The organism is Pseudoalteromonas lipolytica (genome assembly GCF_001306915.1).
Taxonomy (GTDB): Bacteria; Pseudomonadota; Gammaproteobacteria; order Enterobacterales; family Alteromonadaceae; genus Pseudoalteromonas; species Pseudoalteromonas simplex.
In genome coordinates this window covers 344,721-369,751 of sequence record NZ_LJTC01000002.1, presented here as the reverse complement: position 1 = coordinate 369,751, position 25,031 = coordinate 344,721, and the positions used below count along the sequence as shown (strand labels likewise).

The following is a 25,031-nucleotide window of genomic DNA, read 5'->3' as shown; positions in this document are numbered from 1 at the left end:
GCAATGTCGACATTGTTTGACCACACAGATCATTCATTGTACTCAAACGGCATGACGTTTTTACGTCAGCCGATGGTGCAAAACATCACTGCAATCGATGCCGATGTAGTGGTGCTAGGTTTACCCTTTGATTTGGCGACCTCAGGTCGCCCTGGTGCACGTTTAGGCCCTGACGCAATTCGTCGAGCTTCAGTGCACCTGGCATGGGAAGAAACCAAATACCCATGGACGTTTCCGTTGTTTGAGCGTTTAAAATTAGCTGATGCAGGTGATTTTACTTACCCAGTAGGCGACCCAGAATATTTTACCGCGCAGTTAGAATTAGCCGCTGAGCAAATTCTTCGTCAAGGTAAAACATTATTGGGTTTAGGTGGCGACCACTTTGTGACTTTGCCGCTACTGCGTGCCCATGCTAAGCAACATGGTAAGATGGCATTAGTGCATTTTGATGCCCACACAGATACTTACAGCAATGGCTCTCGCTATGATCACGGTACCATGTTTTATCATGCGCCGATGGAAGGGCTTATTGATGTTGATCACAGCATTCAAATCGGTATTCGTACTGATTTTGATCAAAGCAAACATGAGTTTGCAGTGATTGATGCAATGGCAGCTAATGATTTGCCTGCACAAGATATCGCAGAGCAAATCAAAGCACGTGTGGGTGACTTACCTGTGTATCTAACCTTTGATATTGACTGCCTTGATCCCGCATTCGCTCCAGGGACAGGCACTCCAGTGTGTGGTGGCTTAACTAGCGATAAAGTACTTAAAGTACTTCGTGCATTGAAAGGCATTAATATGGTCGGTATGGATGTGGTTGAAGTATCTCCATCCTATGACCAAAGTGAACTAACAGCGATTGCTGCAGCGACCATTGCCAATGAGTTATTACACTTATGGACTTTGAAGCATAAATACTAAATGAGAGAGACAAAGAGCGCCATTAGGCGCTCTTTTTTTTGATATTATATTAAGCAATTATGCGCTTCGAACATCAACCTTTAATTTAAGCTTTTGCCCAGGTTGAATGTATTTTTGCCCAGCTAATGAGTTCCATTTAATAATATCTTCTACAGACACATTAAACTTAGCAGCAATGCGCGCTAACGAGTCACCACGACGAACTTTATAGGTAATGGTGCGCTCTTTGATTTGTGTAGCAGCAAGTTGTGATTTTTCTTGCTTATACACAGTTAGCTTTTGACCAACACGCAGTACCGCGTCTTTTTTCAGCTTATTCCATGTTGCAAGTTCAGCTATGGTGACATCGTACTCACGGCTGATATCCCACAGTGTATCGCCACTGGCCACTTTATGGCTAAGTTTTTTACGTGTTGCTTTATTAGCTGCCATACGCACTGACTTTGGTAAATGCTGGCTATTAATCTCACCATCGCTTAGTGGCACAAGTAATTGCTGATCAACACGAATAGTATTCGATGAAAGCTTATTCAGTGTTTTAATCGCGTTTGTGCTTGTCGAAAACTTCTTCGCAATCACAGATAAACTGTCACCGCGTGCAACAATATATTGCTGCCAGCGTAGGCGGTCTTTTTGCTCTGTTTTAGCTAGCTTGTCAGTAAACGCTTCAACTTTATCAGACGGTAATAATAAAAAGTGTGGGCCATTTGGATCCGTCGCCCAACGATTGAAGCCAGGATTTAAACGATAAAGCTCTGTTAAGCTAATATCTGCCATGTCAGCGGCAAGTGCTAAATCAATTTGGCTCCCTACATTAACTGCTTCAACGACTTGAGCATTAATTATTGGCTGCCACTTAACACCAAATTCGTCACTGCGTTTTACCAGATCAGACAGCGCTAATAGCTTAGGTACGTAGGCAGTGGTCTCTCTTGGTAAATCAAGTGACCAAAAATCCGTTGGTAAATGCTTTTTACGGTTCTTTTTAATGGCACGCAGTAAACGACCTTCACCTGAGTTATAGGCTGCAATGGCATTTAGCCAATCGCCTTCTAAGGTTTTGTGTAGATATGATAAGTAATCTAGCGCTGCGCGGGTCGATTGTACAATGTCACGGCGACCGTCATACCACCAGTTTTGTTTTAAATCGAAACGCTCACCGGTTTGTGGCATAAATTGCCAAATGCCAGAAGCACTGCGATGTGAATAACCAAATGGGTCAAACGCACTTTCTACAATAGGTAAAAGCGCGATTTCGATTGGCATTTGACGCTTTTCGACTTCTTCTACAATAAAGTATAAGTAAGGCTCAGCACGCTTAGAGATACGATCTAAATAGGCCTGATGACGCGCATAATAGTTACGCTCAGCAACAACTGGGCGGTTTTGTGGCACATCAATCGAAAGCTGATAACGAATACGTTCCCACACATCATCAAATACAGGAGGCGGCTCATCAATATCGGTTAATTGTTGATATTGAGCGTTGATCATCAATGCATCATTGATGTCGCTCGGACTTGCGCCGTCTAATTGTTGCTCAACATTATTGCTCGCAACATCTGTACTTGCTGAATCAGAAGCTGTCAATTGACAGCCACTTAAAATCAGCGCAAGTGATAAAACTAAAGGAGACTTATACATATATACCCATACATCAGGTAAAAAAACTCGGCGAATATTACCTGCTCTGAGAACATATTGCCACTTTATGACCAGTTTATGTCAGCTTATTATTGCAAGATGCTGATCTAAATATACAAAATTGTAACTACCGGCGTTTACGTTTTTTAAAAGTTATCTTTCCAGGCTCTGAGACCTGCAAAGCGTTGCCAAGGTTCATTCAGATCCAAATTAATTTTTAGCTCATCAGGCAGCTCATCAGTGATTGTTGCTATATTGCTACGTAAAAATGGATTTATTTGTTTTTCCACGCCTAACTGGGTTGGCAAGCTTATTTCGTCTTTGGCGCGCAGAGTATCAACTTCATCACTGTAGTTGAGAAGGTATTCGTTATTTGGCTCTACAGCTTTTGCGAAGGCTAAGTTGGCTTGCGTGTATTCATGGGTGCAGTAGATTTTACACTCATCTGGCAGGGCTCTTAGTTTACATAACGAGTGCCACATTTGTTCTGCGCTGCCTTCGAATAATCGTCCGCAGCCAGCACTAAATAAGGTGTCGCCAGTAAAACTTAATTCATCATTAATGTAACAAACATGGTCTAGGGTATGACCAGGTGTCGCCAGCACGGTAAAGGTGTAATCATACACAGTGACTTTATCCGCTTCTGATACGCCATGAGTAATACCTTTAAAAGGGCTATGTCTTGGCCCATAAACCGGAATATCACGAAATTCCTTAACCAGTGCAGCCACACCATCGGTATGATCATAATGGTGATGAGTAATCAAAATACCGCTAAGTGTTAAGTTATGCTCGCTCAGATAGTTTAAAACAGGCTCTGCTTGACCGGGGTCGACGACCCAGGCTGTTTGCTCAGCTTCATTGCTGATGCACCAGATGTAATTATCAGAAAAGGCTTTAATTGCTTTAACTTGCACCATGTTTAATTGCTCTATAAAGTGACAGTTAACACACAGTATAACGAGCTCAGAAAATGAAACCAGCCCTTAGTTTTCAAGAAGGTCCTAAGCCATACACTTGGCAGCAGTTCCCTCATGGTGACTATTTACGTGCTGAAATTGAACGTAAGCTAACACCATGGTTGCCTCGCATGTTTGGCTATCACATGCTCAAACTTGGTAATTTAAGTGGTGAGCTGGCAACCAGTGAAAGTCCTATAAAGCATCAAGTTTGTGTCGCAGAGCAGGGGTTATTTACCGGTGTTATTGCTGATGTAGACGAGCTACCTTTTTATGAGCACAGTGTTGATGCTTGCATATTATCGCATTGCTTAGAATATCATTCTGATCCACACCATATCTTACGCGAAGCACACCGTACTTTAATTCCCGGTGGCTATCTGGTGATCACGGGCTTTAACCCGTTTAGCTTGTGTGGCTTGGCGCAGCTTTTACCTTTTAGTCGCCAAAAGTTACCTTGGACAGGGCGCTTTTTTACACCATCGCGAGTAAAAGATTGGTTGAATCTATTGGGTTTTGAAATTATTTCGGATGAGCGATTTATCCATTCATCGCTTGCAAGAGGCAACCGCTTGTCACGTTTTGCTGCGTGGCGCAGCTTTGGCCAGCAATATTTAAAGCCAATGGGCAGTGTGTATATGCTGGTGGCTCGAAAACGTGTGGCCCCGCTGACACCAATTAAACCTAAATGGCATGCAAGGCCGCAATTTTCGCCGGTAAAAGGAGCAGGGCTCAGGCAAACATCAAAGCAGCACTGTGAGCGGGATAGCTAAATAGTGTTGTTGCGTATCTGTTTTGCTTGGGTACTGACCTGCACGAATATTTAATTGAATAGAAGGGTGCAACAGCTTTGGTACAGCCAAGGTTGCATCGCGGCCTTCCCGAGTCGCAATAAAGCTTTGTTTATCGCCTTTTAAATGAATGTTTTGCTCACGCTGCTCTTTCACTGTGGTTTTGTTCGCCAGCGGACGGCCATCTGGTTGATAGTCATGACACATCCAAAGTACCGTATAGTCAGGAAACGCTAAAATTCGCTGTAGTGAGTCATATAACTCACCGGCACTGCCACCTGGGAAATCACAGCGGGCAGTGCCACTGTCTGGCATAAAGAAGGTGTCACCAACAAATACATTGCCATCAATGTGAAAACACACGCTGTCAGGGGTATGGCCCGGTGTGGCAATTACATCTACTGTGTAATCACCTAACTGAAATTGTGCTTTATCAGTAAATAGAGCATCAAAAGGTTCACCATTACATGGCATATCAAGATTATAAAGTTGGCTAAAGTGCTGTTGCACTTGTGTGATCCCTTCACCCGTGCCGAGTTTACAAGGGTGTGTGTCGTGTAATTGCTGCTTTATGTAACTTGCTGCGGTGATATGGTCAGCATGGGCATGAGTTTCAAGTAGCCATTGCAATGTCAGCTGCTCGGTCTTTATATAGCTGATGATCTCATTGGCTGTGATAAAACTTAACTCACCACTTGGCATATCAAAATCAGCTGGCGCATCAATCAGCAAGCACTGCTTAGTGCTTTCGCAACTGACTAAGTAACAGAGAGTGGCGCTTTGTTGATGAAAAAAAGAGTGAATGCGCAGAGCCATAATGAATCCTTTATATTTTGTTATAGCCAAATCTTATAACATATAACAAAAATATAAAACGACCTGCGCCAAGTTTATTTCAAGGGGCTTTAATTACCGTCGTAACCAGTATCTTCAAGTAATTGATCGCTGCCAGCTGCTTCGCGGGCAAGATCGTCAACAATCTCATTGTATTTATTGCCGCTATGGCCTTTTACCCAACGCCACTCTACGCTGTGTTGTTGGCAGGCCGCATCGAGTCGTTTCCATAAATCGACATTCTTAACTGGTTTTTTAGCCGCGGTTTTCCAGCCGCGCTTTTTCCAATTATCAACCCATGACTCAATACCTTGTTTCACATATTGGCTATCGGTTGTCAAAATGACGTGACAAGAGCGGGTGAGGGTTTCAAGTGCAACGATAGCAGCGAGCATTTCCATCCGATTATTTGTTGTTAGGGTATAGCCTTGGCTTAATTGCTTTTCGTGACCGTTGTATCGCATCACGATGCCATACCCTCCAGGCCCTGGATTTCCTAAACATGATCCATCGGTGTAAATCTCTACGGTTTTCTGCACTGTTTTACCTTGATATTGTGTACAATAAAGTGAATATAGAAAGATACCAGAGTCAGGCTTAAGACGATATGGCACATAGACAAATAGTTTTAGATACAGAAACCACGGGTATTGACCCAAAGCAAGGCCACCGCATTATTGAAATCGGTTGTGTTGAACTTGTAAATCGCCGTCTTACTGGCAACAACTTTCATGTGTATATCAATCCACAACGTGAAATAGAAGAAGAAGCAATAGACGTTCACGGTATCACCAATGAATTTTTGCGTGATAAACCCCTGTACCACCAAATTGCCCATGAGTTTTTAGAGTATATTCGTGGTGCAGAGCTTGTTATTCATAACGCAGCGTTCGATATCGGCCACATGGACAATGAGTTTGCATTGTTAAATCAAGGTTTTCCGAATACTGCCGATGTATGTAGTGTACTTGATACTTTAAAAATGGCGCGTGACTTGCACCCAGGTCAAAAGAATAACCTTGATGCACTTTGCCGTCGTTACGATATTGATAACTCAAAGCGTACTTTACACGGCGCTTTACTGGATTCTGAGATCTTAGCCGATGTTTACCTGTCGATGACGGGAGGGCAAGTAAAGCTGAATCTTAATCAAAATAAAGATGAAGGCTCAACTCAACAAGCTGGTGGTATTCGCCGACTAAGTGCTGATAGAGCACCGCTTGTGGTATTAAGAGCAACAGAACAAGAGCACGCCGCTCACGAAGAGCGTTTAGACTTGGTTGCAAAGGGTGGCCAATGCCTATGGCGTGCAGAATAAGGTAATAAAATGAGAAAACAACTACTAGCAGGATTAGTGTGTTTAATTCCCTTCACGGGATTTGCCAATGAGCAAAATAAAATAACCCCATTAGAACGTGATGGGGTGCAAAATGAAATTCCCCTGCTAGAGAACCGTTTTCGTATCGATCACAAAATCGATAAAGTAACTTTACTCTTCTTTCGTAAGCGCGGTGCCCCTGCCGTTGTGTTAGTTCGCCCTGACGGCACTAAGTATTATGCAACTGACTCAGTTAAAAATGATGACCTCGACTGGTATGATGAATTGAGCTATGACTTGGTAACGATAAGCAACCCAATGCCAGGCCCTTGGCAAGTGGTCGGCAGTATCTTGCCTGATAGCCGTATTATGGTGCTGGGTGAAATAGAGCTTAATGTTGATCCACTTCCGCCCATGCTGTTTCGTGGCGAAACAGTAAAACTAACGGGCCGTGTATTAAATGACGGTGAGCCAATAGAAGTTGGTCAGTTTAGAGATGTGATCAGTTTGCACGTTGATTTTGTCAGCACTAATAATAGTGATTACGCAAACTTTGGTGCAGGTACGCAAAGTGTTACTGACTTTAAAGATGATGGCCGTGGCTTTGATGAGCGTCCGCTTGATGGTGTGTTTACCGGTGAGTTTAAACTGGTCTTTCCGGCAGGTGAGTGGCAGCCTGAGTTATATATAGAAACGCCTATACTAAAGCGTACCGTGGTGCAAAAACCGATAGTCGTGCATGAGCCGCCTTTTGATTATGAAATAGCCCTTGCTGAGCAAGATGAAGATGACCACATTTTAACTATCTCGCTAAATCCTGAAATTGTTAAACCAGAAACTGTGCTCATTCAAGGGAAAATTTATTACCCTAATAATGAAGAGCAAATGTTTTCTTTAGATGCTGATAAATCGCAGACACGGGAACTGGCCATTAAAAATTATGATTGGGGACGATACAGTGTTGAGCTCTCTGTATTTGGTAGCAACATGAATGACCGTGAATTTATGGCGACGTTACCGACGTATAAATTTGAAATTGAGCGACCAATTGAAGCTGTACCAGAAATTGTTCGCCCTGAAATTGATTTAGAAGCGCAAGCTGAGCAACAACGAATTATTGAAGAAGAACAAAAAGCGTCCACCATGCTGATGGTGACCTTAATTGTTGTTGGAAATTTAACCGTACTTTTATTAGGTTGGCTGGCAATTAGAATTTTTGTTCAGAAGAAACCGCTGAAATTTAAAATTTCTTTACCGTTTTTAAAGAAAAAAAATCAAACCGAAAATGATGAGCAAGCAACGAATGAAAATGAAGTTGGCAAAAACGGCTCAAAAAATGATAAATCAGGTGAAATTTTAAACCTTTCGATGTCAGATGACTAAAAAACCTGTAAAAATACAAAAAACCCCTTGACGAACTAGAGGGTGATTCGTATTATTCACGCCGCTGTCAGGGGAGACTCAGTCAGCAACGAAAATGTGGAGTGGTAGTTCAGTTGGTTAGAATACCGGCCTGTCACGCCGGGGGTCGCGGGTTCGAGTCCCGTCCACTCCGCCAATTTTCGACAATTTGTAAGTATGCGCTGGAGTGGTAGTTCAGTTGGTTAGAATACCGGCCTGTCACGCCGGGGGTCGCGGGTTCGAGTCCCGTCCACTCCGCCAATTACTTGCACAACTTATGGTTGTAAAACATTTTCCTTTGCGGAGTGGTAGTTCAGTTGGTTAGAATACCGGCCTGTCACGCCGGGGGTCGCGGGTTCGAGTCCCGTCCACTCCGCCAATAGGAAAAATAAATAGCATTAAATACTGCGGAGTGGTAGTTCAGTTGGTTAGAATACCGGCCTGTCACGCCGGGGGTCGCGGGTTCGAGTCCCGTCCACTCCGCCACTATTTAAACGCTATTTTATTACAAAATTTGTATCGCGGAGTGGTAGTTCAGTTGGTTAGAATACCGGCCTGTCACGCCGGGGGTCGCGGGTTCGAGTCCCGTCCACTCCGCCAACAAATTAAGTAATAACAATGATATCTCTGCGGAGTGGTAGTTCAGTTGGTTAGAATACCGGCCTGTCACGCCGGGGGTCGCGGGTTCGAGTCCCGTCCACTCCGCCATTTGATATCATAAACAAATTAAGTGCATTACCCCATGCACATACCACTGCGGAGTGGTAGTTCAGTTGGTTAGAATACCGGCCTGTCACGCCGGGGGTCGCGGGTTCGAGTCCCGTCCACTCCGCCATTTGTTTTCCTCAAACAAATGATTAAATAAGTCTTTACATTACACTTTACTATTTACTTATCCTGACAACGTATCTCGTATCTCGTATCTCGTATCTCGTATCTCGTATCTCGTATCTCGTATCTCGTATCTCGTATCTCGTAAATTTCTTCCTATCTTGCTAATATTCTTCATTATTCCTATTTATTCAGCTTCTTATATCTGCATGAATAGCAAAGAATGGCGGCTCCACAACAAAAAGGAAATGCGTTATGAGTACATTCGGAACACAACTAAAACACTATCGCAGTGAGCTAAAACTAAGCCAACCAGAATTTGCTGAGCAAGTTGGAATAGAGCAAAGCTACCTTTCAAAACTTGAGAACGATAAATCAGTGCCTTCAAACGACACATTTCGTTCAATATTAACGGCGCTCAATCTAACAATTTGCGACTTTATGGAGCCATTAAAACATTCTGTAGATAAAGCGAGATTGATTAATGTGCCTGACATTGAAGCTTGGTATAAGCAACAAAGTAATAAGCAATTCATTAAACAGCGCTCATTAATCTATATTGCGATACTGTTAAGTGCGCTAGGTTGTGCCATGTTTTATTTAGGGCATCAAGAAAAGCTATTCAATACAACGTTCTATGAGTACAAATCATATGGTGTAGTGAAAGATAATGAACCAGATGGCATTTTTCATGATTGGCGAACGCTACTCGTAGAACAAAGCCGCGAGAAAATAGATGCTAAACGTCGAGAAATGATTGGCAGGCATGATTTTAAATTTATTATTTCAGCGGACTATAAAGGTATTTCGTTTGTAGAATCTGGCGAGCAAGGCAGGCGCTTATATAGCCTTACTTCAAAAACACCTATTATCAAGCCCCATAAAGGCCATGTGTGGCTTGAGTTTATAGGTATCTTATTGCTTGTAGTTGGTGCAGGTCTCATAACATTTGAGAGTAAACTGACAAGACAGCATTAATGAGTTGTAGAACCTGACGCGTGTTAGCTTGCGTCAGGATCTCGAGGAATTAAATGTGCAAATTGCTGCTGGTGGATTTGTTCATATAGGGTAGCTGCATAGCTTTGCGCATCATGTAATCTGCGCGTACTGATGTGTTTTCTAAGATCATCAAGTGCAGCCGTTGCAGGTTCATAACCTTGGCTACTTGCCAGACTTAACCACACCGCGCCATGAAAAACACTGTGTGGTACACCTTGCCCTTTGATGAAAAACAGCCCCATATAAAATTGCGCCCTATGGTTACCTGCCATAGCTGCTAAGCGCATCCATTTGGCAGCAAGGGGAGGCTGTTCATTTTTTAAATAATACAAAGCTTTGTTTAGTACGTTTTCAACAGATTGAGTACTTTTATTTGGCGCCGACCCTTTATCGGGTTGGGTAATAAAGGCAAGTACATTATCAAGCTGTTGCTCTAAATCTAAGCCTACTGGCGAATTATCAGACATAGTTTAGTTATTTTCTTGAAATAAAAGACCTTATTAGTTTAGAACATTGCAAGGTAAAATGTCCTCTTATTGAGATAAAATATGATAAAATTAGCCAATTAATCTCAACTTAAAGTTCAACATGTTCGAAAGACTTTTCAAAATCACTGAAAACAACACCTCTGTGCGCCGCGAGACTATTGCTGGCATCACAACATTCATTACCATGGTTTACATTGTATTTGTTAACCCTGCAATGCTTGCAGAAGCGGGAATGGATCAAGGTGCGGCATTCGTAGCAACCTGTATTGCTGCTGCAATTGGCTGTTTTATCATGGGTTTATGGGCAAACTACCCATTAGCACTGGCTCCGGGTATGGGCTTAAACGCCTTCTTCACTTATGGTGTTGTTTTGGGCATGGGCTACACTTGGCAAGCTGCATTAGGTGCAGTTTTTATGTCTGGTTGTATCTTTTTATTCTTAAGCCTATTTAAGGTGAGAGAGTGGATCATAGACGCTATTCCACTGGTATTAAAGCGAGCTATTGCCACAGGTATCGGTGCTTTCTTAGCGCTTATTGCATTGAAAAACGCTGGGATTATCGTAGCAAGCCCTGCAACCTTAGTGCAGTTAGGCGATATCACGGCCCCAGGTCCACTACTTGCAATTTTTAGCTTCTTCGTTATTGCTGCGCTGTTATATCGCGATATGAAAAGCGGCGTGCTTATTAGTATTTTACTAGTAACCGCAATTGCGCTTGGTTTAGACCTTGTGGAATATCAAGGAATTATTTCAATGCCGCCTTCAATTGCACCAACCTTTATGCAATTGGATTTTGCAGCAGCATTCGAAATCTCAATGCTAACAGTGGTTTTTGCGTTCTTATTTGTTGATTTGTTTGATACTTCAGGCACTTTAGTTGCTGTAACGCAAAAAGCAGGTATTGCTGATGAACAAGGTAAAATGCCTCGTTTAGGTCGCGCACTAAGTGCCGACAGTACAGCTACTATTGCAGGCTCAATGCTTGGTACGTCAACAACAACGTCTTACATTGAATCAGTTGCAGGTGTGTCTGTGGGCGGCCGTACAGGTCTAACTGCTGTTGTTGTAGGCATTTGTTTCTTGTTAATGATGTTCTTTGCGCCACTTGCTGGCATGATCCCAGCTTATGCAACGGCAGGTGCAATTTTATATGTAGCTGTGTTAATGATGCAAAACTTAAAGCTGGTAAATTGGGATGATATGACAGATGCCATTCCAGTGAGCGTAGTATTATTAATGACGCCGTTAACTTTCTCGATTGCTCACGGTATTGCGCTTGGTTTTATTTCTTATACTGCCGTGAAGTTGGTATGTGGTAAAAAAGATGAAATCAGTATTAGTGTGTGGGTATTAACAGCGCTGTTTATTGTTAAGTTTGCGTTTTTATCTTAATTTTCACAAAGCAAAGAAAAAGTGGTTTACCACTTTTTCTTTGGTGCGAATAACACGTCTAAATCGTCCTGCTCTTGTTCTGCTTTCTTCTTTAGTGACGTCGCATTTGATGCTTTCAACTCAGAGCTAATCGTTTCTAAATAACCTTCAACTTCTTGTCTTTTCGAGTTTACATATTCATCGCTATAGCTAACTGAGTTAAGCGTTGCCAGTGCTTTTTCGAAATACTGTCTGGCAGAGCCCACCATATTTGCTGAGCGAGCTGAAAGCCCACGCTTAATTTGGCTTTCTACGTTGATTCGAAGTTGTAGTTTTTCAAGGCGTTTATCTTCGGCAACAAATATTTGACTCTCGATTTTACCTTTACTATGTTCAGAGCGTAGCACTGCCCTAAGTTTTTTTATTCCTTGAATTAAAGAAATAAGCTGCTTATCGTTGTCTGGTAACACTAATGAGTCGCTATTATTCGCCTCAATTGGACCCCCTAAACGCTGTTTAGCTTCATTTAAGCGACTTTTGAGTTCCTTAGAACTTGGAGAGAGTTGTACCATACTTGCAAGCGCATCATATATACGGCGCTGAATAATACGTAGAATATTCTCAGACATGGGAATATTGGCACTGTTAAGCAGCACGTCTTCTGCCTCTTCAATGATTTTCTTTTGTTTAGTTAACTCTTTGCGGCGCTCTGCTTCTTGTTTTTCTTTGTGTTGTTGCACAGCACTGACCCATAATGCGATCACAATTAATGCAACAATGAGCATGATGATGATAGAAACAATCATTACTAAATCTCAGTTTTAACTATCTAATTTTTTTATATTACCTTAAAAAGATTAGATCTGAACAGTTTTGCGGTAGTTATCTCGAATAAACTTATTAAGTTTACTACTTTATAATGAGTATTGCGCTAAACTAACATCTTTATTGAATATTTTGCGAGTAAACACGGCTACCGAGCATTAATTTAATGTGTTAGCCTTAGAAACAATCGATATAAATGTATAGCGCGATGAAATATCGCTTGGCATTGCGCTTTGCAGCCTTTATAAATAAACAATAACAACGTTTACAATGCAGCCATGAAACTACAACAACTCAGATATATAGTCGAAGTCCAAAATCATAAACTGAATGTCTCAGCGACAGCCGAAAGTTTATTTACCTCGCAACCGGGGATCTCGAAACAAGTTCGTATGCTTGAAGACGAACTGGGCGTACAGATCTTTGGCCGTAGTGGCAAACACCTTACCCATGTAACCAGTGCCGGTAACGAAATAATTAATATTTCGCGAGAGATATTGTCGAAAGTTGAAGGTATTAAAGCGGTTGCTAATGAGCATACTTTGCCTGATCAAGGCAAACTTAACATTGCGACTACTCATACTCAGGCTCGTTATGCATTACCGAATGTTATTCAAGGCTTTATGAAAAAGTACCCGGCAGTGTCTCTGCATATGCATCAAGGAACGCCACAGCAGATTTCTGATGCGGCAGCACGCGGTGATGCTGACTTTGCCATTGCGACTGAGGCACTACATTTATACTCTGATTTAGTTATGTTGCCGTGCTATCACTGGAATCGTAGTATTGTTGTGGCAAAAACACACCCGCTTGCGCAAAAGGCTGATAACTTAACAGTTGCCGATGTGGCTAAATACCCACTGATAACTTATGTGTTTGGTTTTACTGGTCGTTCTGAATTAGATAAAGCCTTCAATGCTCATGGCCTTGAGCCGCATATTGTTTTTACTGCAACGGACGCTGATGTAATTAAAACTTATGTTCGTTTAGGGCTAGGTGTGGGTGTTGTGGCGTCTATGGCGATTGATCAAATAACAGATACTGATTTAGTCTGTATTGATGCAAGTCACTTATTTGAAGCGAGCACCACTAAAATTGGTTTTCGAAAAGGCAGCTTCTTGCGTAGCTACATGTATGATTTTATTGAGCGTTTTGCCCCGCACTTAACGAAAGAGCTGGTTGAACGAGCAAGTTTATTACGTAACCAAGAAGATGTTGATAAACTCTTCGAAAACATTGAGTTACCAGTAAAATAGAGATAAGAAAGCCGCTTTAAAGCGGCTTTTTATTATGCTTAAATTAACACTCGATGATATTAACTGCTAAGCCACCGCGAGCGGTTTCTTTGTATTTCGTTTTCATATCATTACCTGTATCGAGCATGGTTTTAATGACCTTATCAAGGGTTACTTTTTGCTCTCCAGAACCACGCATTGCAAGGCGTGACGCATTAATTGCTTTAATTGAGCCCATTGCATTACGTTCAATACACGGTACTTGTACAAGACCGCCAACAGGGTCACAAGTTAGACCTAGGTTGTGCTCCATGCCGATTTCAGCGGCGTTTTCAACCTGTACAACATTACCACCCATGATTTCAGTTAGTGCACCCGCTGCCATTGAGCAAGCAACGCCCACTTCACCTTGACAACCAACTTCAGCACCCGAAATTGACGCATTCTTTTTATATAAAATACCAATTGCTGCCGCCGTTAATAAGTAACGAGTAGCAATATCACGGTCTACTTCTTTAATGAAAGTGTGATAATACATTAATACTGCTGGCAAAATACCTGCAGCACCATTGGTTGGTGCGGTAACAACACGGCCGCCGGCAGCGTTCTCTTCGTTTACAGCAAGGGCAAATAAATCAACCCAGTCCATCGCACGTAATGGGTCGTTGTTTACTTCAATATTTAATTTAAGGTGTAAACTAGGGGCACGGCGCTTTACTTTTAATCCGCCTGGTAAAATCCCTTCTGTACGCATACCACGCTCAATACAGGCTTTCATTACTTGCCAAATATTAAACAGCTCATCCTTGATGTCTTTTTCGCTGCGCAGGGTTTTTTCGTTATGCATCATAAGTGTTGATACACTAAACCCTGATTCACGGCATAGCTCTAATAACTCTTTAGCTGTGTTAAACGGATAAGGCGCTGGGTTTTCTTCGCGAATTTCGAGTGCTTTTTGTTTTTCGTTCTCGAACTCTTCATCACTGACGATAAAGCCGCCACCGATTGAGTAATACACTTTGCTGAATAACTTTTCGCCATTTTGGCTAGCAATGATTTCCATTGCATTTGAGTGTTTTGGTAGAGTTTTACGACGATGAAATACAATCGCACCTTGCTTAGGGAAATTGGCTTTATGGCTTTGGTTTAAATAAATAACCTGCTCTTTTTCGATTTTTGCGAGGATATCGTCGACTAAATCAGCATCAATGGTTTCTGGATCATAACCGGCAAGGCCTAAGATCACAGCTTTACCAGAGCCATGGCCAATACCTGTTTGACCGAGTGAGCCAAATAGCTCAACTTTAATATCGGTGACGTTTGCAAGTAAGTTTTTTTCTTCTAGTTCGTTTACAAATAAACGCGAAGCGCGCATCGGGCCAACTGTGTGAGATGACGATGGGCCAATACCAATACTAAACATATCGAATGCACTGATCATAATTTGCTACTCATTTTTCTATTAACGGCATACTACCTGCCTTTGAACGGTGCCACATGATAACGTTTAAACGTGTCTGTGTAACCCTAAAAGCAGGATAATTAAACTGGTAGGGCGAGCTGCTTGATAAAGTTATTAATAATGCTTGCTGTTGCTCCCCAAAGCAGACCATGGGGGGTCATCAAGCCTTGCAAAGTAATGGTTTTACCATTTCGCTCAAAGGGGAGGGGTTGCCAATTTTGTTGATTACTTAAATAAGATAAGGGTAGTAAAAAACTGGCAGCAACTTCGTTGGGATCTGCTTGCCATGTTGTGCCCTCACTAAGGACACACACAAAAGGTTCAATAGTGAAACCGGTTAGAGTCGCGTATTGATGTAATTTACCGTGGACAGTCACTTGGTGTGTGCCAATATTAAGCTCTTCATTGAGCTCTCGAAGAGCGGTGTGCATTAACGTGTCATCTTGTTCTTCATATTTGCCACCCGGTAAGCAAATCTCCCCCGGGTGATGAAGTAAATAACTAGGTCGCTTGCACAATAACAAATGCGCTTCGTCGTTAACATCAAGCAGAGGTAACATTACGGCACTGGCACGCTTTTCGGCATTAAAGCGAATGCTAGCTGGGCGCTCTGTGGTTTGACTTAAACTAAAACGGGCAATTATTTGCTGGCTATTCAAGGTAGTTACTTCAACTTTTACTTTAATAAAGGCAGTATTTTATTTACTTTATCGTAAGTTTCTTGGTACTCCAAGTCGACCTTTGAATCAGCCACAATGCCACCGCCAGCCCAGCAATAGATTGCACCTTTGTGACACACTAAAGTACGGATTGTGATACTGGTATCCATCTTGCCACAGGCACTCAAGTAGCCAATTGAGCCGCAGTACACACTACGACGATGCGGCTCGAGCTCTTCAATAATTTCCATAGCGCGAATCTTCGGCGCTCCGGTAATTGAACCTCCCGGGAAAGCGGCATGAATTTGGTCAACGGCATCTTTGCCATCCGCTAATTCTGCGCGCACAGTACTTACTAAATGATGCACAGCCGGAAAGCTTTCAATGGCAAATAACGAGGGAACGGTGACGCTACCTGGGCGAGCCACTTTACCTAAATCGTTGCGTAGCAGATCAACAATCATGACATTTTCTGCGCGGTCTTTTTCAGATTGTTGTAAACGGGTTGCTTGCGCTTGGTCTTGTTCAGAGTCAGCCAAACGAGGGAGGGTTCCTTTAATTGGCTTGGTTTCTATTTGGCCCTGATTAATAGCAATAAAACGTTCAGGGGAGATAGATAAAATAGCGCCATCAGGGTGATTTATATAGCTTGAAAACGGTGCTTTATTCGCTTCTCGAAGTTGTTTATAGGCTTGCCATGTTGAACCAGAAAACTCAGCTTTAAAACGCTGTGCAAGGTTGATCTGATAGCAGTCACCACTTTTTAAATAAGCTTGAATTTTCTCGAACTTTTCGCTGTAGCTGGCTTTACTCATGTTTGATTGCCAGTCGCTTTGTAGCGCGAACTCTGCACTTGCTGGTGTTTCGTTTAGGTGCTGCTGGTATAGCGCTAAGCGATTATGATTTGGCTGACAGACGTAAAACCAGCTTTGCTGTTGCTTATCATAAATAAGGGCATCTGGATAAAGGCCAATAGCCATTTGCGGCATGTTAATGTCGTTTTCGGCAGTAGTTGGCATGCTTTCAATCACGCGACCTAAATCATAACCAAAATAGCCAAGCCAACCACCTGTAAAAGGCAGGTTATTAGAGTTTGCTGTGTGATTAAATTCCTGAAGGCCTTCTTTCATCAAGCTAAAACAATCACTTGATTGTGCTTTGCCGTCGACAAAGCAGGTATTTTCACGCACTTCTAATTGCTTTAATGGGGCAATAGCGATGATATCGAAGCGGCTATTCACATGTTCGCTATTGGCTGAGTCGAGCAACACGGCATGGGGCAAATGAGCGAAATGACTAAATAGCGCGATGCAATCACCACTTAAATCTAATTTTATGCACAAATTTTCATCGTTTATCATCTACATTGCCCTGAATAACTAGCCCGAAACGGGCGAGGAGGGTATCATAAGTTAAATTTGATTGGCAGCGTTATGATTTCCTTTATAGTGATGCCATGACTAACCCGTAGAGTAAATCTTCGTCACCGGTTTACTCAGGATCACGTACAGCGCTACGCGATAAAAACTTAAGGAACCCGTAATGAGTACAATTCGTCAGCAAGACTTCATTGATAGCATTGAAGATGCATTGCAATACATTTCTTTTTATCACCCTCTCGATTTCGTACAAGCCTTAGAAAAAGCTTACAACAAAGAGCAAAGCAAAGCGGCAAAAGATGCCATTGCGCAAATTTTAATTAACTCTCGTATGTCTGCTGAAGGTAAACGTCCACTGTGCCAAGATACAGGTATCATTACTTGTTTCGTAAAAGTAGGTATGGATGTTAAGTGGGATAAAACAGACATGACTGTACAGCAAATGGTTGATGAAGGTACACGTCGCGCATACTTAAACCCAGATAACCCATTACGTGCATCAATTGTTGCAGACCCAGCTGGTACGCGTAAAAACACTAAAGACAACACACCATCAGTTGTTCATATTGACTTAGTGCCAGGCGCTGAAGTAGAAGTAATGGTGGCAGCGAAGGGCGGCGGTTCAGAAAATAAAACGAAAATGGTTATGCTTAACCCATCTGATGATGTGGCTGCATGGGTTGAGAAAACATTACCAACCATGGGGGCGGGCTGGTGTCCACCTGGCATGCTAGGTATAGGTATTGGCGGTACTGCAGAAAAAGCTGCGGTACTTGCTAAAGAATCATTAATGGATCCGGTTGATATTCACGAGCTGATTGAGCGCGGCGCTGAAACAACTGAAGAAAAAATGCGTATCGATATCTTCGAACGTGCTAATAAGTTAGGTATTGGTGCTCAAGGTCTTGGTGGTTTAACAACCGTAGTTGATGTGAAAGTTAAAACGGCACCAACTCACGCAGCATCAAAACCAGTGGTAATGATCCCGAACTGTGCAGCAACTCGTCACGTACACTTCACGTTAGATGGTTCAGGCCCAGCTGATCTTAAAGCGCCTAAACTAGAAGATTGGCCAGAAGTTACATTTGAAGTAGGTGAAGGTACACGTCGTGTTGATTTAAACACACTGACTAAAGAAGACACGCAAGAATGGAAGATGGGTGAAACGGTTCTTCTGTCTGGTACTATCTTAACGGGTCGTGATGCCGCGCATAAACGTTTACAAGATATGATCCAATCAGGTGAAGGTTTACCTGAAGGCGTTGATTTTGATAACAAGTTTATCTACTACGTTGGCCCTGTAGATGCAGTGGGTGATGAAGCGGTAGGTCCTGCTGGCCCTACAACTGCGACTCGTATGGATAAATTCACTGATATGATGTTAGAAAAAACGGGCATCATCGGTATGATTGGTAAAGCAGAGCGTGGTCCTGCTACAGTAGAATCAATCAAAAACAATAAATCTATCTACTTAATGGCAGTAGGTGGTGCAGCTTACCTTGTATCTAAAGCAATCAAGAAAGCACGTGTTGTTGCGTTCGAAGATTTAGGCATGGAAGCAATCTACGAGTTTGAAGTAGAAGATATGCCAGTAACCGTTGCTGTTGATAGTGAAGGTGCCAATGCGCATACGCAAGGCCCTGCTATTTGGAAAGCAAAAATCGAAGAACTTGATGGCAAATTAAAATAACCATCTTGAAACTCTTTTCATAAAACGGCGCACCTGCGCCGTTTTTTTTCAGCTCTGACCAGTCTCAGCTATTTCTCTATCATCTCTTTAAAAGCTGATTTTACTTGGCTTTATCGGCATAATTTTTTTGTCATTTTTTCTTTACGCTATACTTTACCTTTACGTTCACGTAATAAAGTTGGCGATGATAATATTTTGTTTTGAATTAACAATGCTTAATGCGTACGTTGACTGGTATATTTTTTCCATAAAGTGTTAGTTTTTGAGTTGTTATTTCGGCCTGAGAACTTTGCTTAGTTTTATCATCTCATTTAGTGGTAAGGGAGCATACGAAGTGATAAAGTCTCGGCACTTTCAGCGCTCACACCCTTTAGGGTAAGAAAATTTCGGAGTATTTAACTGTGGCTGTATTTAATAAAGTCGACTTTGATAACCACGAGCAAGTGGTGTTTTGTTCAGATAAAGAATCAGGCCTAAAAGCTATTATCGCGGTTCACAATACCAAGTTAGGTCCAGCGGTTGGTGGTTGCAGAATGTGGGACTACACAACTGATGAAGATGCTGTTACTGATGCACTTCGCTTATCAAAAGGTATGACCTACAAAAATGCTGTGGCACGTTTACCATTTGGTGGCGGTAAGTCAGTGATCATCGGTAATGCTAAAGAAATTAAATCAGAGCAACTTTTCCGTGCATTTGGTCGTCAGTTAGAGCGTTTAAGTGGTAGCTACTATTCAGCTGAAGATGTAAACATCACTTGTGATGATGTGGCTATCATGAATAAAGAAACTAACTATGTATTAGGCCTTGAAGGTAAAAGTGGTAACCCTTCACCGTTCACAGCATATGGTACATTCTTAGGTATTAAAGCGGCGTTACAACATCAACGAGGTCATCAAGATCTTGCTGGTATCAAAGTAGCCGTGCAAGGTTTAGGTGCAGTAGCATATGGCCTTTGTAAACACCTACATGAAGCGGGCGCAACATTATTTGTAACAGATATCAATGAACAAGCTGTTGAGCGTGTTGTAAATGACTTCAATGCAACGGCTGTGGGTATTGATGAAATCTACGACTTAGATGTTGATGTGTATGCACCATGTGCACTTGGCGCAACGGTGAATGACACGACTATCCCGCGTTTAAAAGCAACAATTATTGCAGGTTGTGCGAATAACCAATTAGCAGAGTCTCGTCACGGTGAGATCATCCGCGAAAAAGGTATTTTATACGCACCAGATTACGTCATAAACGCAGGTGGTATCATCAACGTTTATTACGAAACTGCACCAGCAGGTTATAGTGCAGAAGCATCAACGAAGCACGTTGAAGGCATTTTTGATACGCTAACAGAAATCTTTGCTCGCTCTGAAAAAGAGCAAAAGTCGACGCATTTAATTGCCGATGAACTCGCATTAGAAATCATCGAAAACGGCTTATAATTTAGTAAATCGATAAATTTACAGGTAAAAAGGTGCGCAAGTCGCACCTTTTTTGTCTCTGTTATTTATCGCAACAAAATGACGAAGGCTCACTATCTCGGTACACTCGGTTTTTAAATCTCGAGGACGCCTAATGAAAACTCAGCCTTGTGAAATAACCCCAATCAATCTTGATACTTGGCCTCGTAAGCAGCATTTCGCTTTTTTCAAAGAATTTTCTCTGCCATATTTTAATGTATGTGTTTCACTCGATATGGCGGCTCTATATAACAAGTGCAAAGCAGAACCGTATTCGTTCTTTCACAGCTATGTTTACCTAACACTTGAAGCATGTCATGACTATGCACCAATGCGTCAACGTATTATTGATTTGTTGCCCGTACAACTGTCATCTGTAAGAGGCAGTGTGGTAGAGCTTGCAGAAGATGAAACTTTTCGTTTTAGTTATTTTGAAAAACAAGCGTCGATGGAAGATTTTTCAAAGCACGCGATTGCTGTGGGTAAAACAAGTAAAGCAAAACCATTTTTCTCTGATGCATTTGCTGCAACAGAAGGGCAGCCTGATCTTATTCATATCTCAGTGCTCCCATGGCTTAATTTTACCGGCTTCTCGCATGCGGTGAGTGAAGGGCATGGTCTAGGTATACCCAAGTTTGTGTTTGGCCAATATGACGTACAAACTGGCAAGATGCCGCTTTCAATCGATGTGCATCATGCTTTGATGGATGGCCTGCATGTAGCAAGATTTGTGAAAATACTGCAAGAAAAAATTACGAATTTCTGTAATTGATTCTTGCTAAATGTTATCGAAGTAAGTAAAAATTGCAACTAATGTAGTATTATCTGAAGTTAGGGATGACTTTACTTCGCATAACTACATCACTGAATAGAACGATAATAAATATCAGGGTTTTAGTTTAATGGTGCGGGTAGTTAGTTGTATTTTTCTTTTTTTATGTTTCAGCGCGGTTGCAGAATCTGCACGCCTCTCTTTAAGTGACTATTTTACAGAGACTTGGAGTACTCGCGCCGGCCTTCCTCACAATAGTATCAATGGTGTAGCGCAAACCAAAGATGGTTACATTTGGATAGCAACTTGGGAAGGGCTTGCCCGTTTTAATGGTCGCGAGTTTAAACTCTTTACTAGAACAGAAATACCTGGCTTACCTGATTCTGGCCTACGTAGCCTTATTGCAATGGAAAATGGCGATTTATATATCGTGGGCGCCCGTGGTGGCGTTGCGCTTCGCTCACAAGGAGGGTGGCGCGCATTACCAAGCTCATCAGCCATGGTTAATCATGCACTTGTTACTGAACAAGGTGAGCTTTGGTTGGCACTTGAAGGGCAAGGTATTGTATACCGCGCTTCTGAAACTGCCACTGAGCAAAAACTGCTTGATAAGTTAAGTGCCTACCGCCTTTTACAAGACAAAACAGGCGTGATTTGGGCTGCGACCAGTGATGGTCTTTATCAAATAGAGAATAAGCAAGTTAGTAAGATCAATGAAGACTCAGGGCTTCCAAATGCTTCTGTGTTTACCTTGTTACTAACGGAGTCAGGCACTTTAATTGTCGGCACTGAAAAAGGGGCATGGCAAAAGAAAAATAATAAGTTCGTTGCTATTAATCCCGTCCTTAACAACGAGTCAATTGCTAGTTTACTCGAAGATGCACAAGGCGATTTGTGGTTTGGCACCATCAATAAAGGGGTATTTAGACTTAGCAGTTTAGGCCTTGAAAACTTAGCGGCAGATGATGGCTTACCCAACAACCGTATTTTATCCTTATTGCTCGATCGGGAAAAAAGTATTTGGGTTGGCACGAATGCCGGGTTATTCCGCCTGCGCGAAGCACCATTTACGAATTGGAGCCAAAGTCGTGGGCTTGCATCTGATTATGTGCGTACCGTGTTATCGCATTCTGATGGCAGCTTATGGGTGGGCAGTAGTAATGGCTTAAATCGTATTGAAAATGGCAAGCTCACAACCCTTACCCAAGCCTATGAAAAAGACCCACTATCCGTTTTAAGTTTAACTGAAGATAAGCAGGGCGGAGTCTGGCTAGGCACTTATACTGCCGGTTTAATGAAAGTGGTTAATGGGCAAATTTACCCAGTAAAAAACCGCAGTAATGGCCTGATCAGTAACGAAGTTCGCGCTGTGTTGTTTGATGCTTTTGATAATCTATGGGTTGGTACCGCTGCAGGCTTAACCAAGATAGACCCTGCAGGGCAAGTTCATTCGTTTACCACGGAGGATGGCCTAGCCGGTGATTTCATAATGGCACTTAATGAGGATGACCATGGTAGATTATGGGTTGGCACGGGCGTCGGTGTGTCCATTTTTGACCCAGTTACAGAGCAGTTTAAAACACTTGAGTTTCCAATGCAGTTCAGCACTGAGTATGCATTCGGCTTTTACTTAGATGGCGATAAAATGTGGCTTGCAACCGATAGAGGTCTCGTTCGTTACAATCTCAGCACAGATAAAATGAGCTTATTTGGTCGAGATCAAGGTTTACCTGTCGATAAGCTGTTCCAAGTCATTGAACAAGGTGACTCACTGTGGCTGACCAGTAACCGCGGTGTTATTCAAGTCAATAAAGCTCAGCTAGTAGCACTGCTAGATAACCCTGAAAAAGTTCAGCCAATGAGTGTTTCGATGCAGCTTTATGATGAAGGCGATGGCATGCTTAGCGCGCAAGCTAATGGTGGTTCAAACCCTGCTGCTGTACTTCATTCAGATGGACAAGTATGGGTTGCCACAGCAAAAGGCGTTGCTATCGCGACACCAGAGCGTTTAAAAGAAGCCAGTAAACGCCGGCTATCGACGGTTATTGAAAGCTTCGAAGTCGATGGCAAACCCATTACTTTACCCGTTGGCAATGAGGTACTGAGCTTACCTGCGGGGGTTTCTCGTGTTTCGTTTAATTACGCTGGGCTTAGTTTTATTATGCCCGGGCGTTTAAACTACCAAACGCAATTAAGTGGTTACAATCAACAATGGGTAGACAGGGGGCGCTTGGCCATTACCGAATACACTAATTTACCACCGGGTAACTATACCTTTAAAGTGCGCGCTGGGTATCCAAATAGTGATTGGCAAGATAATGAACAAGTACTGCGGTTTAAAATAGCCCCTTATTTTTGGCAGAAAACCAGCTTTAAATTATTTATCTTAGTTGCAGTGCTTTTTGCTGCTTATGCCATTTATAAATACCGCTTATATCATTACAAGCGCATTGAAATTGAGTTAACTGAAAAAGTTGAACAGCAAATGCATGATTTGCAAACGCAAGCCGATGCCTTTGCTCATTTAGCGAATCATGACCAATTAACGCAATTACCGAATAGACGTGCCTTTGATATATGGTTGTCTGAAAACTTTAGTCAGTTCCAACGTGATAATAAAACGCTTAGTATTGCGATTATGGATATTGATCACTTCAAACTCATTAATGACAATTTCTCGCACTTAATTGGTGATAAAGTGATTTGTGAAATTGCTCGTTTACTGCGCATGAACTTCCCTGATGAAGGTTATGCGGCGCGTTGGGGCGGTGAAGAATTTACCCTGTTGTTTCCATACAAAAACGCAGAAGAGGCCGCAAGATTGTGTGAAATTATCCGTTTAGAGATAGCTGGTTACGATTTCTCAGAATTAGCAGATAGCCTTTCTGTAACGGTAAGTTTTGGTGTGGCAGATAACGCGCAAGTTGCAGACTACGACCGCTTGCTATCACACGCCGACAACGCTTTATACAATGCGAAGAATAACGGCCGGAACCAAATTTTCATTTATAATCAAGGCTGTATTACGCTCGATTAATCAGCTTTAAAAATAAAAATGTGTGTAAACAATTGATCTTTTTTTGTTTGCACACATTAAAGTATCAAGATTGTTTTTTAGGCGATAGTAATGCTTAACCTGGTTTTGATACTTTTTTTAATAATTTTTGTTGTGTGTTACTGGCGCTGGGACGATATCCGTAATCACTTTTGGCAGAAAAAATACCTTAATAACTCCCTCAATGTTCAGCAAAAAAATCTGCTGTTAAAATATATGCCTATCTACCGAAAGATGACGGATGCCGACCGCGAAAAGCTGGAGCGTCATATCGTTTGGTTTTTAAATGAAAAACGCTTTATCGGTTGTGATGGCCTTAAGCTTAATGATGCAATGAAGCTGATTGTGGCAGCCGATGCCTGTGTTTTAGTGCTTAATAAACCATGGCCACTGTATCGTAATGTAAAAGAGATCCTGTTATATCCAAGCGCGTATTATGCCCCGCAAACTTCCCGCGATAATGCCGGACTTGTTAGTTATCACAATACGGTGCGTCAAGGTGAATCATGGCCAGGCGGAACACTGGTATTGAGTTGGCATGATGTCCTTGAGGGGAACCGTTTACCAAGCGATGGCCATAATTTAGTGTTTCATGAATTTGCCCATCAGCTCGACCAAGAAACCGGCAAAACCACGGGTACACCACTGCTTTCGAGTAACGAGGATTACCAAAAGTGGGCAAAAGTATTTAGCCGCGCCTTTAATCAACTGAAAACTCATTTAGCTTATGGCATGCCTCATGTTATTCATAGCTATGGCGCGACTAATGAGGCAGAGTTTTTTGCTGTTATTACCGAAACTTTCTTAGAAAAACCCGCTGAACTCAGGCAATTTGACCCAGAAATTTATCATTTACTGGTTGGCTTTTATCAGTTTGATCCGATTGCGTGGCATTAGTCGACTATTTACGTCTGTTTAACACGAATCACT

General features: G+C 42.2%; 21 protein-coding genes and 7 tRNA genes. 19 read left to right on the top strand and 9 right to left on the bottom strand.

Going from position 1 to position 25,031, the window contains the following annotated elements:
- Positions 1-3: 3 nt before the first annotated feature.
- Positions 4-927: an agmatinase gene (gene speB, locus AOG27_RS03575; protein ID WP_054551630.1), complete on the top strand. Its 924-nt coding sequence runs from the start codon at positions 4-6 to the stop codon at positions 925-927.
- A gap of 57 nt (positions 928-984) precedes the next feature.
- On the opposite strand, the gene AOG27_RS03570 is transcribed toward speB, so the two are convergent.
- Together AOG27_RS03570 and gloB are read right to left on the bottom strand one after the other, a co-directional pair.
- Complete coding sequence (locus AOG27_RS03570; protein WP_054551629.1) at positions 985-2,571, bottom strand: LysM peptidoglycan-binding domain-containing protein; 1,587 nt, start codon at positions 2,569-2,571, stop codon at positions 985-987.
- Positions 2,572-2,717: 146 nt separating this feature from the next.
- Complete coding sequence (gloB, locus tag AOG27_RS03565) at positions 2,718-3,491, bottom strand: hydroxyacylglutathione hydrolase (protein ID WP_054551628.1); 774 nt, start codon at positions 3,489-3,491, stop codon at positions 2,718-2,720.
- A 53-nt stretch (positions 3,492-3,544) separates the two neighbouring features.
- On the opposite strand from gloB, the gene AOG27_RS03560 reads away from it, so the two are divergent.
- Complete coding sequence (locus tag AOG27_RS03560) at positions 3,545-4,303, top strand: class I SAM-dependent methyltransferase (RefSeq protein ID WP_054551627.1); 759 nt, start codon at positions 3,545-3,547, stop codon at positions 4,301-4,303.
- Here AOG27_RS03560 and AOG27_RS03555 read toward each other — a convergent pair.
- Complete coding sequence (locus tag AOG27_RS03555; protein ID WP_054551626.1) at positions 4,274-5,137, bottom strand: MBL fold metallo-hydrolase; 864 nt, start codon at positions 5,135-5,137, stop codon at positions 4,274-4,276. The genes AOG27_RS03560 and AOG27_RS03555 overlap by 30 nt on opposite strands.
- Positions 5,138-5,226: 89 nt before the next feature.
- On the bottom strand, positions 5,227-5,694 hold the full coding sequence (gene rnhA / locus AOG27_RS03550) for a ribonuclease HI (RefSeq protein WP_054551625.1): 468 nt from the start codon (positions 5,692-5,694) through the stop codon (positions 5,227-5,229).
- A gap of 68 nt (positions 5,695-5,762) precedes the next feature.
- On the opposite strand from rnhA, the gene dnaQ reads away from it, so the two are divergent.
- The 10 genes from dnaQ (at position 5,763) to AOG27_RS03500 (ending at position 9,683) form a co-directional block, all read left to right on the top strand.
- Positions 5,763-6,473: a DNA polymerase III subunit epsilon gene (gene dnaQ, locus AOG27_RS03545; RefSeq protein ID WP_054551624.1), complete on the top strand. Its 711-nt coding sequence runs from the start codon at positions 5,763-5,765 to the stop codon at positions 6,471-6,473.
- A gap of 9 nt (positions 6,474-6,482) precedes the next feature.
- Positions 6,483-7,856 (top strand): TIGR03503 family protein, encoded by a 1,374-nt coding sequence (locus tag AOG27_RS03540; RefSeq protein WP_054551623.1) that lies wholly within the window; start codon positions 6,483-6,485, stop codon positions 7,854-7,856.
- Positions 7,857-7,954: 98 nt separating this feature from the next.
- Positions 7,955-8,031 (top strand) — tRNA-Asp (locus AOG27_RS03535).
- A gap of 27 nt (positions 8,032-8,058) precedes the next feature.
- Positions 8,059-8,135: transfer RNA gene (locus AOG27_RS03530), tRNA-Asp, on the top strand.
- A gap of 41 nt (positions 8,136-8,176) precedes the next feature.
- A tRNA-Asp gene (locus tag AOG27_RS03525) sits at positions 8,177-8,253 on the top strand.
- Positions 8,254-8,283: 30 nt separating this feature from the next.
- Positions 8,284-8,360 (top strand) — tRNA-Asp (locus AOG27_RS03520).
- A gap of 37 nt (positions 8,361-8,397) precedes the next feature.
- Positions 8,398-8,474 (top strand) — tRNA-Asp (locus AOG27_RS03515).
- Positions 8,475-8,505: 31 nt separating this feature from the next.
- A tRNA-Asp gene (locus AOG27_RS03510) sits at positions 8,506-8,582 on the top strand.
- A gap of 50 nt (positions 8,583-8,632) precedes the next feature.
- A tRNA-Asp gene (locus AOG27_RS03505) sits at positions 8,633-8,709 on the top strand.
- A 251-nt stretch (positions 8,710-8,960) separates the two neighbouring features.
- Positions 8,961-9,683, top strand: a complete 723-nt coding sequence (locus tag AOG27_RS03500; RefSeq protein WP_054551622.1) for a helix-turn-helix domain-containing protein — start codon at positions 8,961-8,963, stop codon at positions 9,681-9,683.
- 23 nt (positions 9,684-9,706) lie between these two features.
- On the opposite strand, the gene AOG27_RS03495 is transcribed toward AOG27_RS03500, so the two are convergent.
- Entirely contained in the window at positions 9,707-10,171 is a 465-nt protein-coding gene (locus AOG27_RS03495) for a sel1 repeat family protein (RefSeq protein ID WP_054551621.1), read from the bottom strand.
- 121 nt (positions 10,172-10,292) lie between these two features.
- On the opposite strand from AOG27_RS03495, the gene AOG27_RS03490 reads away from it, so the two are divergent.
- A complete protein-coding gene (locus AOG27_RS03490) occupies positions 10,293-11,585 on the top strand; it encodes an NCS2 family permease (RefSeq protein ID WP_054551620.1) in 1,293 nt (430 codons plus the stop codon).
- A 26-nt stretch (positions 11,586-11,611) separates the two neighbouring features.
- Here the strand turns inward: AOG27_RS03490 and AOG27_RS03485 are convergent, their stop codons facing one another.
- The gene (locus tag AOG27_RS03485) at positions 11,612-12,370 is read right to left on the bottom strand and encodes a hypothetical protein (protein WP_054551619.1); all 759 of its coding nucleotides are present in this window, start codon (positions 12,368-12,370) and stop codon (positions 11,612-11,614) included.
- 297 nt (positions 12,371-12,667) lie between these two features.
- On the opposite strand from AOG27_RS03485, the gene cysB reads away from it, so the two are divergent.
- A complete protein-coding gene (gene cysB, locus AOG27_RS03480; protein ID WP_054551618.1) occupies positions 12,668-13,645 on the top strand; it encodes an HTH-type transcriptional regulator CysB in 978 nt (325 codons plus the stop codon).
- 43 nt (positions 13,646-13,688) lie between these two features.
- Here the strand turns inward: cysB and AOG27_RS03475 are convergent, their stop codons facing one another.
- From AOG27_RS03475 to pabB, 3 genes are all read right to left on the bottom strand, one after another.
- Positions 13,689-15,065, bottom strand: a complete 1,377-nt coding sequence (locus AOG27_RS03475) for an L-serine ammonia-lyase (protein WP_054551617.1) — start codon at positions 15,063-15,065, stop codon at positions 13,689-13,691.
- Positions 15,066-15,166: 101 nt separating this feature from the next.
- Positions 15,167-15,745, bottom strand: coding sequence for an NUDIX hydrolase (locus AOG27_RS03470; RefSeq protein WP_054551616.1), 579 nt, complete (start codon positions 15,743-15,745; stop codon positions 15,167-15,169).
- A 17-nt stretch (positions 15,746-15,762) separates the two neighbouring features.
- Positions 15,763-17,106, bottom strand: a complete 1,344-nt coding sequence (pabB, locus tag AOG27_RS03465) for an aminodeoxychorismate synthase component I (protein ID WP_054551615.1) — start codon at positions 17,104-17,106, stop codon at positions 15,763-15,765.
- 181 nt (positions 17,107-17,287) lie between these two features.
- Here pabB and AOG27_RS03460 point away from each other — a divergent pair, with 181 nt between their 5' ends.
- The 5 genes from AOG27_RS03460 (at position 17,288) to AOG27_RS03440 (ending at position 24,998) form a co-directional block, all read left to right on the top strand.
- A complete protein-coding gene (locus AOG27_RS03460) occupies positions 17,288-18,814 on the top strand; it encodes a fumarate hydratase (protein ID WP_054551614.1) in 1,527 nt (508 codons plus the stop codon).
- A gap of 401 nt (positions 18,815-19,215) precedes the next feature.
- A complete protein-coding gene (locus AOG27_RS03455) occupies positions 19,216-20,256 on the top strand; it encodes a Leu/Phe/Val dehydrogenase (RefSeq protein WP_054551613.1) in 1,041 nt (346 codons plus the stop codon).
- A gap of 133 nt (positions 20,257-20,389) precedes the next feature.
- Positions 20,390-21,046 carry a CatA-like O-acetyltransferase gene (locus AOG27_RS03450; protein WP_054551612.1) on the top strand — a complete coding sequence of 219 codons (657 nt, stop codon included), beginning with the start codon at positions 20,390-20,392 and terminating at the stop codon, positions 21,044-21,046.
- 130 nt (positions 21,047-21,176) lie between these two features.
- On the top strand, positions 21,177-24,083 hold the full coding sequence (locus tag AOG27_RS03445) for a ligand-binding sensor domain-containing diguanylate cyclase (RefSeq protein WP_054551611.1): 2,907 nt from the start codon (positions 21,177-21,179) through the stop codon (positions 24,081-24,083).
- A 90-nt stretch (positions 24,084-24,173) separates the two neighbouring features.
- A complete protein-coding gene (locus AOG27_RS03440; RefSeq protein WP_054551610.1) occupies positions 24,174-24,998 on the top strand; it encodes a M90 family metallopeptidase in 825 nt (274 codons plus the stop codon).
- The last annotated feature ends 33 nt before the right edge of the window (positions 24,999-25,031 follow it).

Bases quoted from the DNA above. Each gene is read 5' to 3' on its own strand.
- speB (WP_054551630.1), top strand. From the start codon at position 4: ATGTCGACATTGTTTGACCACACAGATCATTCATTGTACTCAAACGGC.
- AOG27_RS03570 (WP_054551629.1), bottom strand. From the start codon at position 2,571: ATGTATAAGTCTCCTTTAGTTTTATCACTTGCGCTGATTTTAAGTGGC.
- gloB (WP_054551628.1), bottom strand. From the start codon at position 3,491: ATGGTGCAAGTTAAAGCAATTAAAGCCTTTTCTGATAATTACATCTGG.
- AOG27_RS03560 (WP_054551627.1), top strand. From the start codon at position 3,545: ATGAAACCAGCCCTTAGTTTTCAAGAAGGTCCTAAGCCATACACTTGG.
- AOG27_RS03555 (WP_054551626.1), bottom strand. From the start codon at position 5,137: ATGGCTCTGCGCATTCACTCTTTTTTTCATCAACAAAGCGCCACTCTC.
- dnaQ (WP_054551624.1), top strand. From the start codon at position 5,763: ATGGCACATAGACAAATAGTTTTAGATACAGAAACCACGGGTATTGAC.
- AOG27_RS03540 (WP_054551623.1), top strand. From the start codon at position 6,483: ATGAGAAAACAACTACTAGCAGGATTAGTGTGTTTAATTCCCTTCACG.
- AOG27_RS03500 (WP_054551622.1), top strand. From the start codon at position 8,961: ATGAGTACATTCGGAACACAACTAAAACACTATCGCAGTGAGCTAAAA.
- AOG27_RS03495 (WP_054551621.1), bottom strand. From the start codon at position 10,171: ATGTCTGATAATTCGCCAGTAGGCTTAGATTTAGAGCAACAGCTTGAT.
- AOG27_RS03490 (WP_054551620.1), top strand. From the start codon at position 10,293: ATGTTCGAAAGACTTTTCAAAATCACTGAAAACAACACCTCTGTGCGC.
- AOG27_RS03485 (WP_054551619.1), bottom strand. From the start codon at position 12,370: ATGATTGTTTCTATCATCATCATGCTCATTGTTGCATTAATTGTGATC.
- cysB (WP_054551618.1), top strand. From the start codon at position 12,668: ATGAAACTACAACAACTCAGATATATAGTCGAAGTCCAAAATCATAAA.
- AOG27_RS03475 (WP_054551617.1), bottom strand. From the start codon at position 15,065: ATGATCAGTGCATTCGATATGTTTAGTATTGGTATTGGCCCATCGTCA.
- pabB (WP_054551615.1), bottom strand. From the start codon at position 17,106: ATGATAAACGATGAAAATTTGTGCATAAAATTAGATTTAAGTGGTGAT.
- AOG27_RS03460 (WP_054551614.1), top strand. From the start codon at position 17,288: ATGAGTACAATTCGTCAGCAAGACTTCATTGATAGCATTGAAGATGCA.
- AOG27_RS03450 (WP_054551612.1), top strand. From the start codon at position 20,390: ATGAAAACTCAGCCTTGTGAAATAACCCCAATCAATCTTGATACTTGG.
- AOG27_RS03445 (WP_054551611.1), top strand. From the start codon at position 21,177: ATGGTGCGGGTAGTTAGTTGTATTTTTCTTTTTTTATGTTTCAGCGCG.
- AOG27_RS03440 (WP_054551610.1), top strand. From the start codon at position 24,174: ATGCTTAACCTGGTTTTGATACTTTTTTTAATAATTTTTGTTGTGTGT.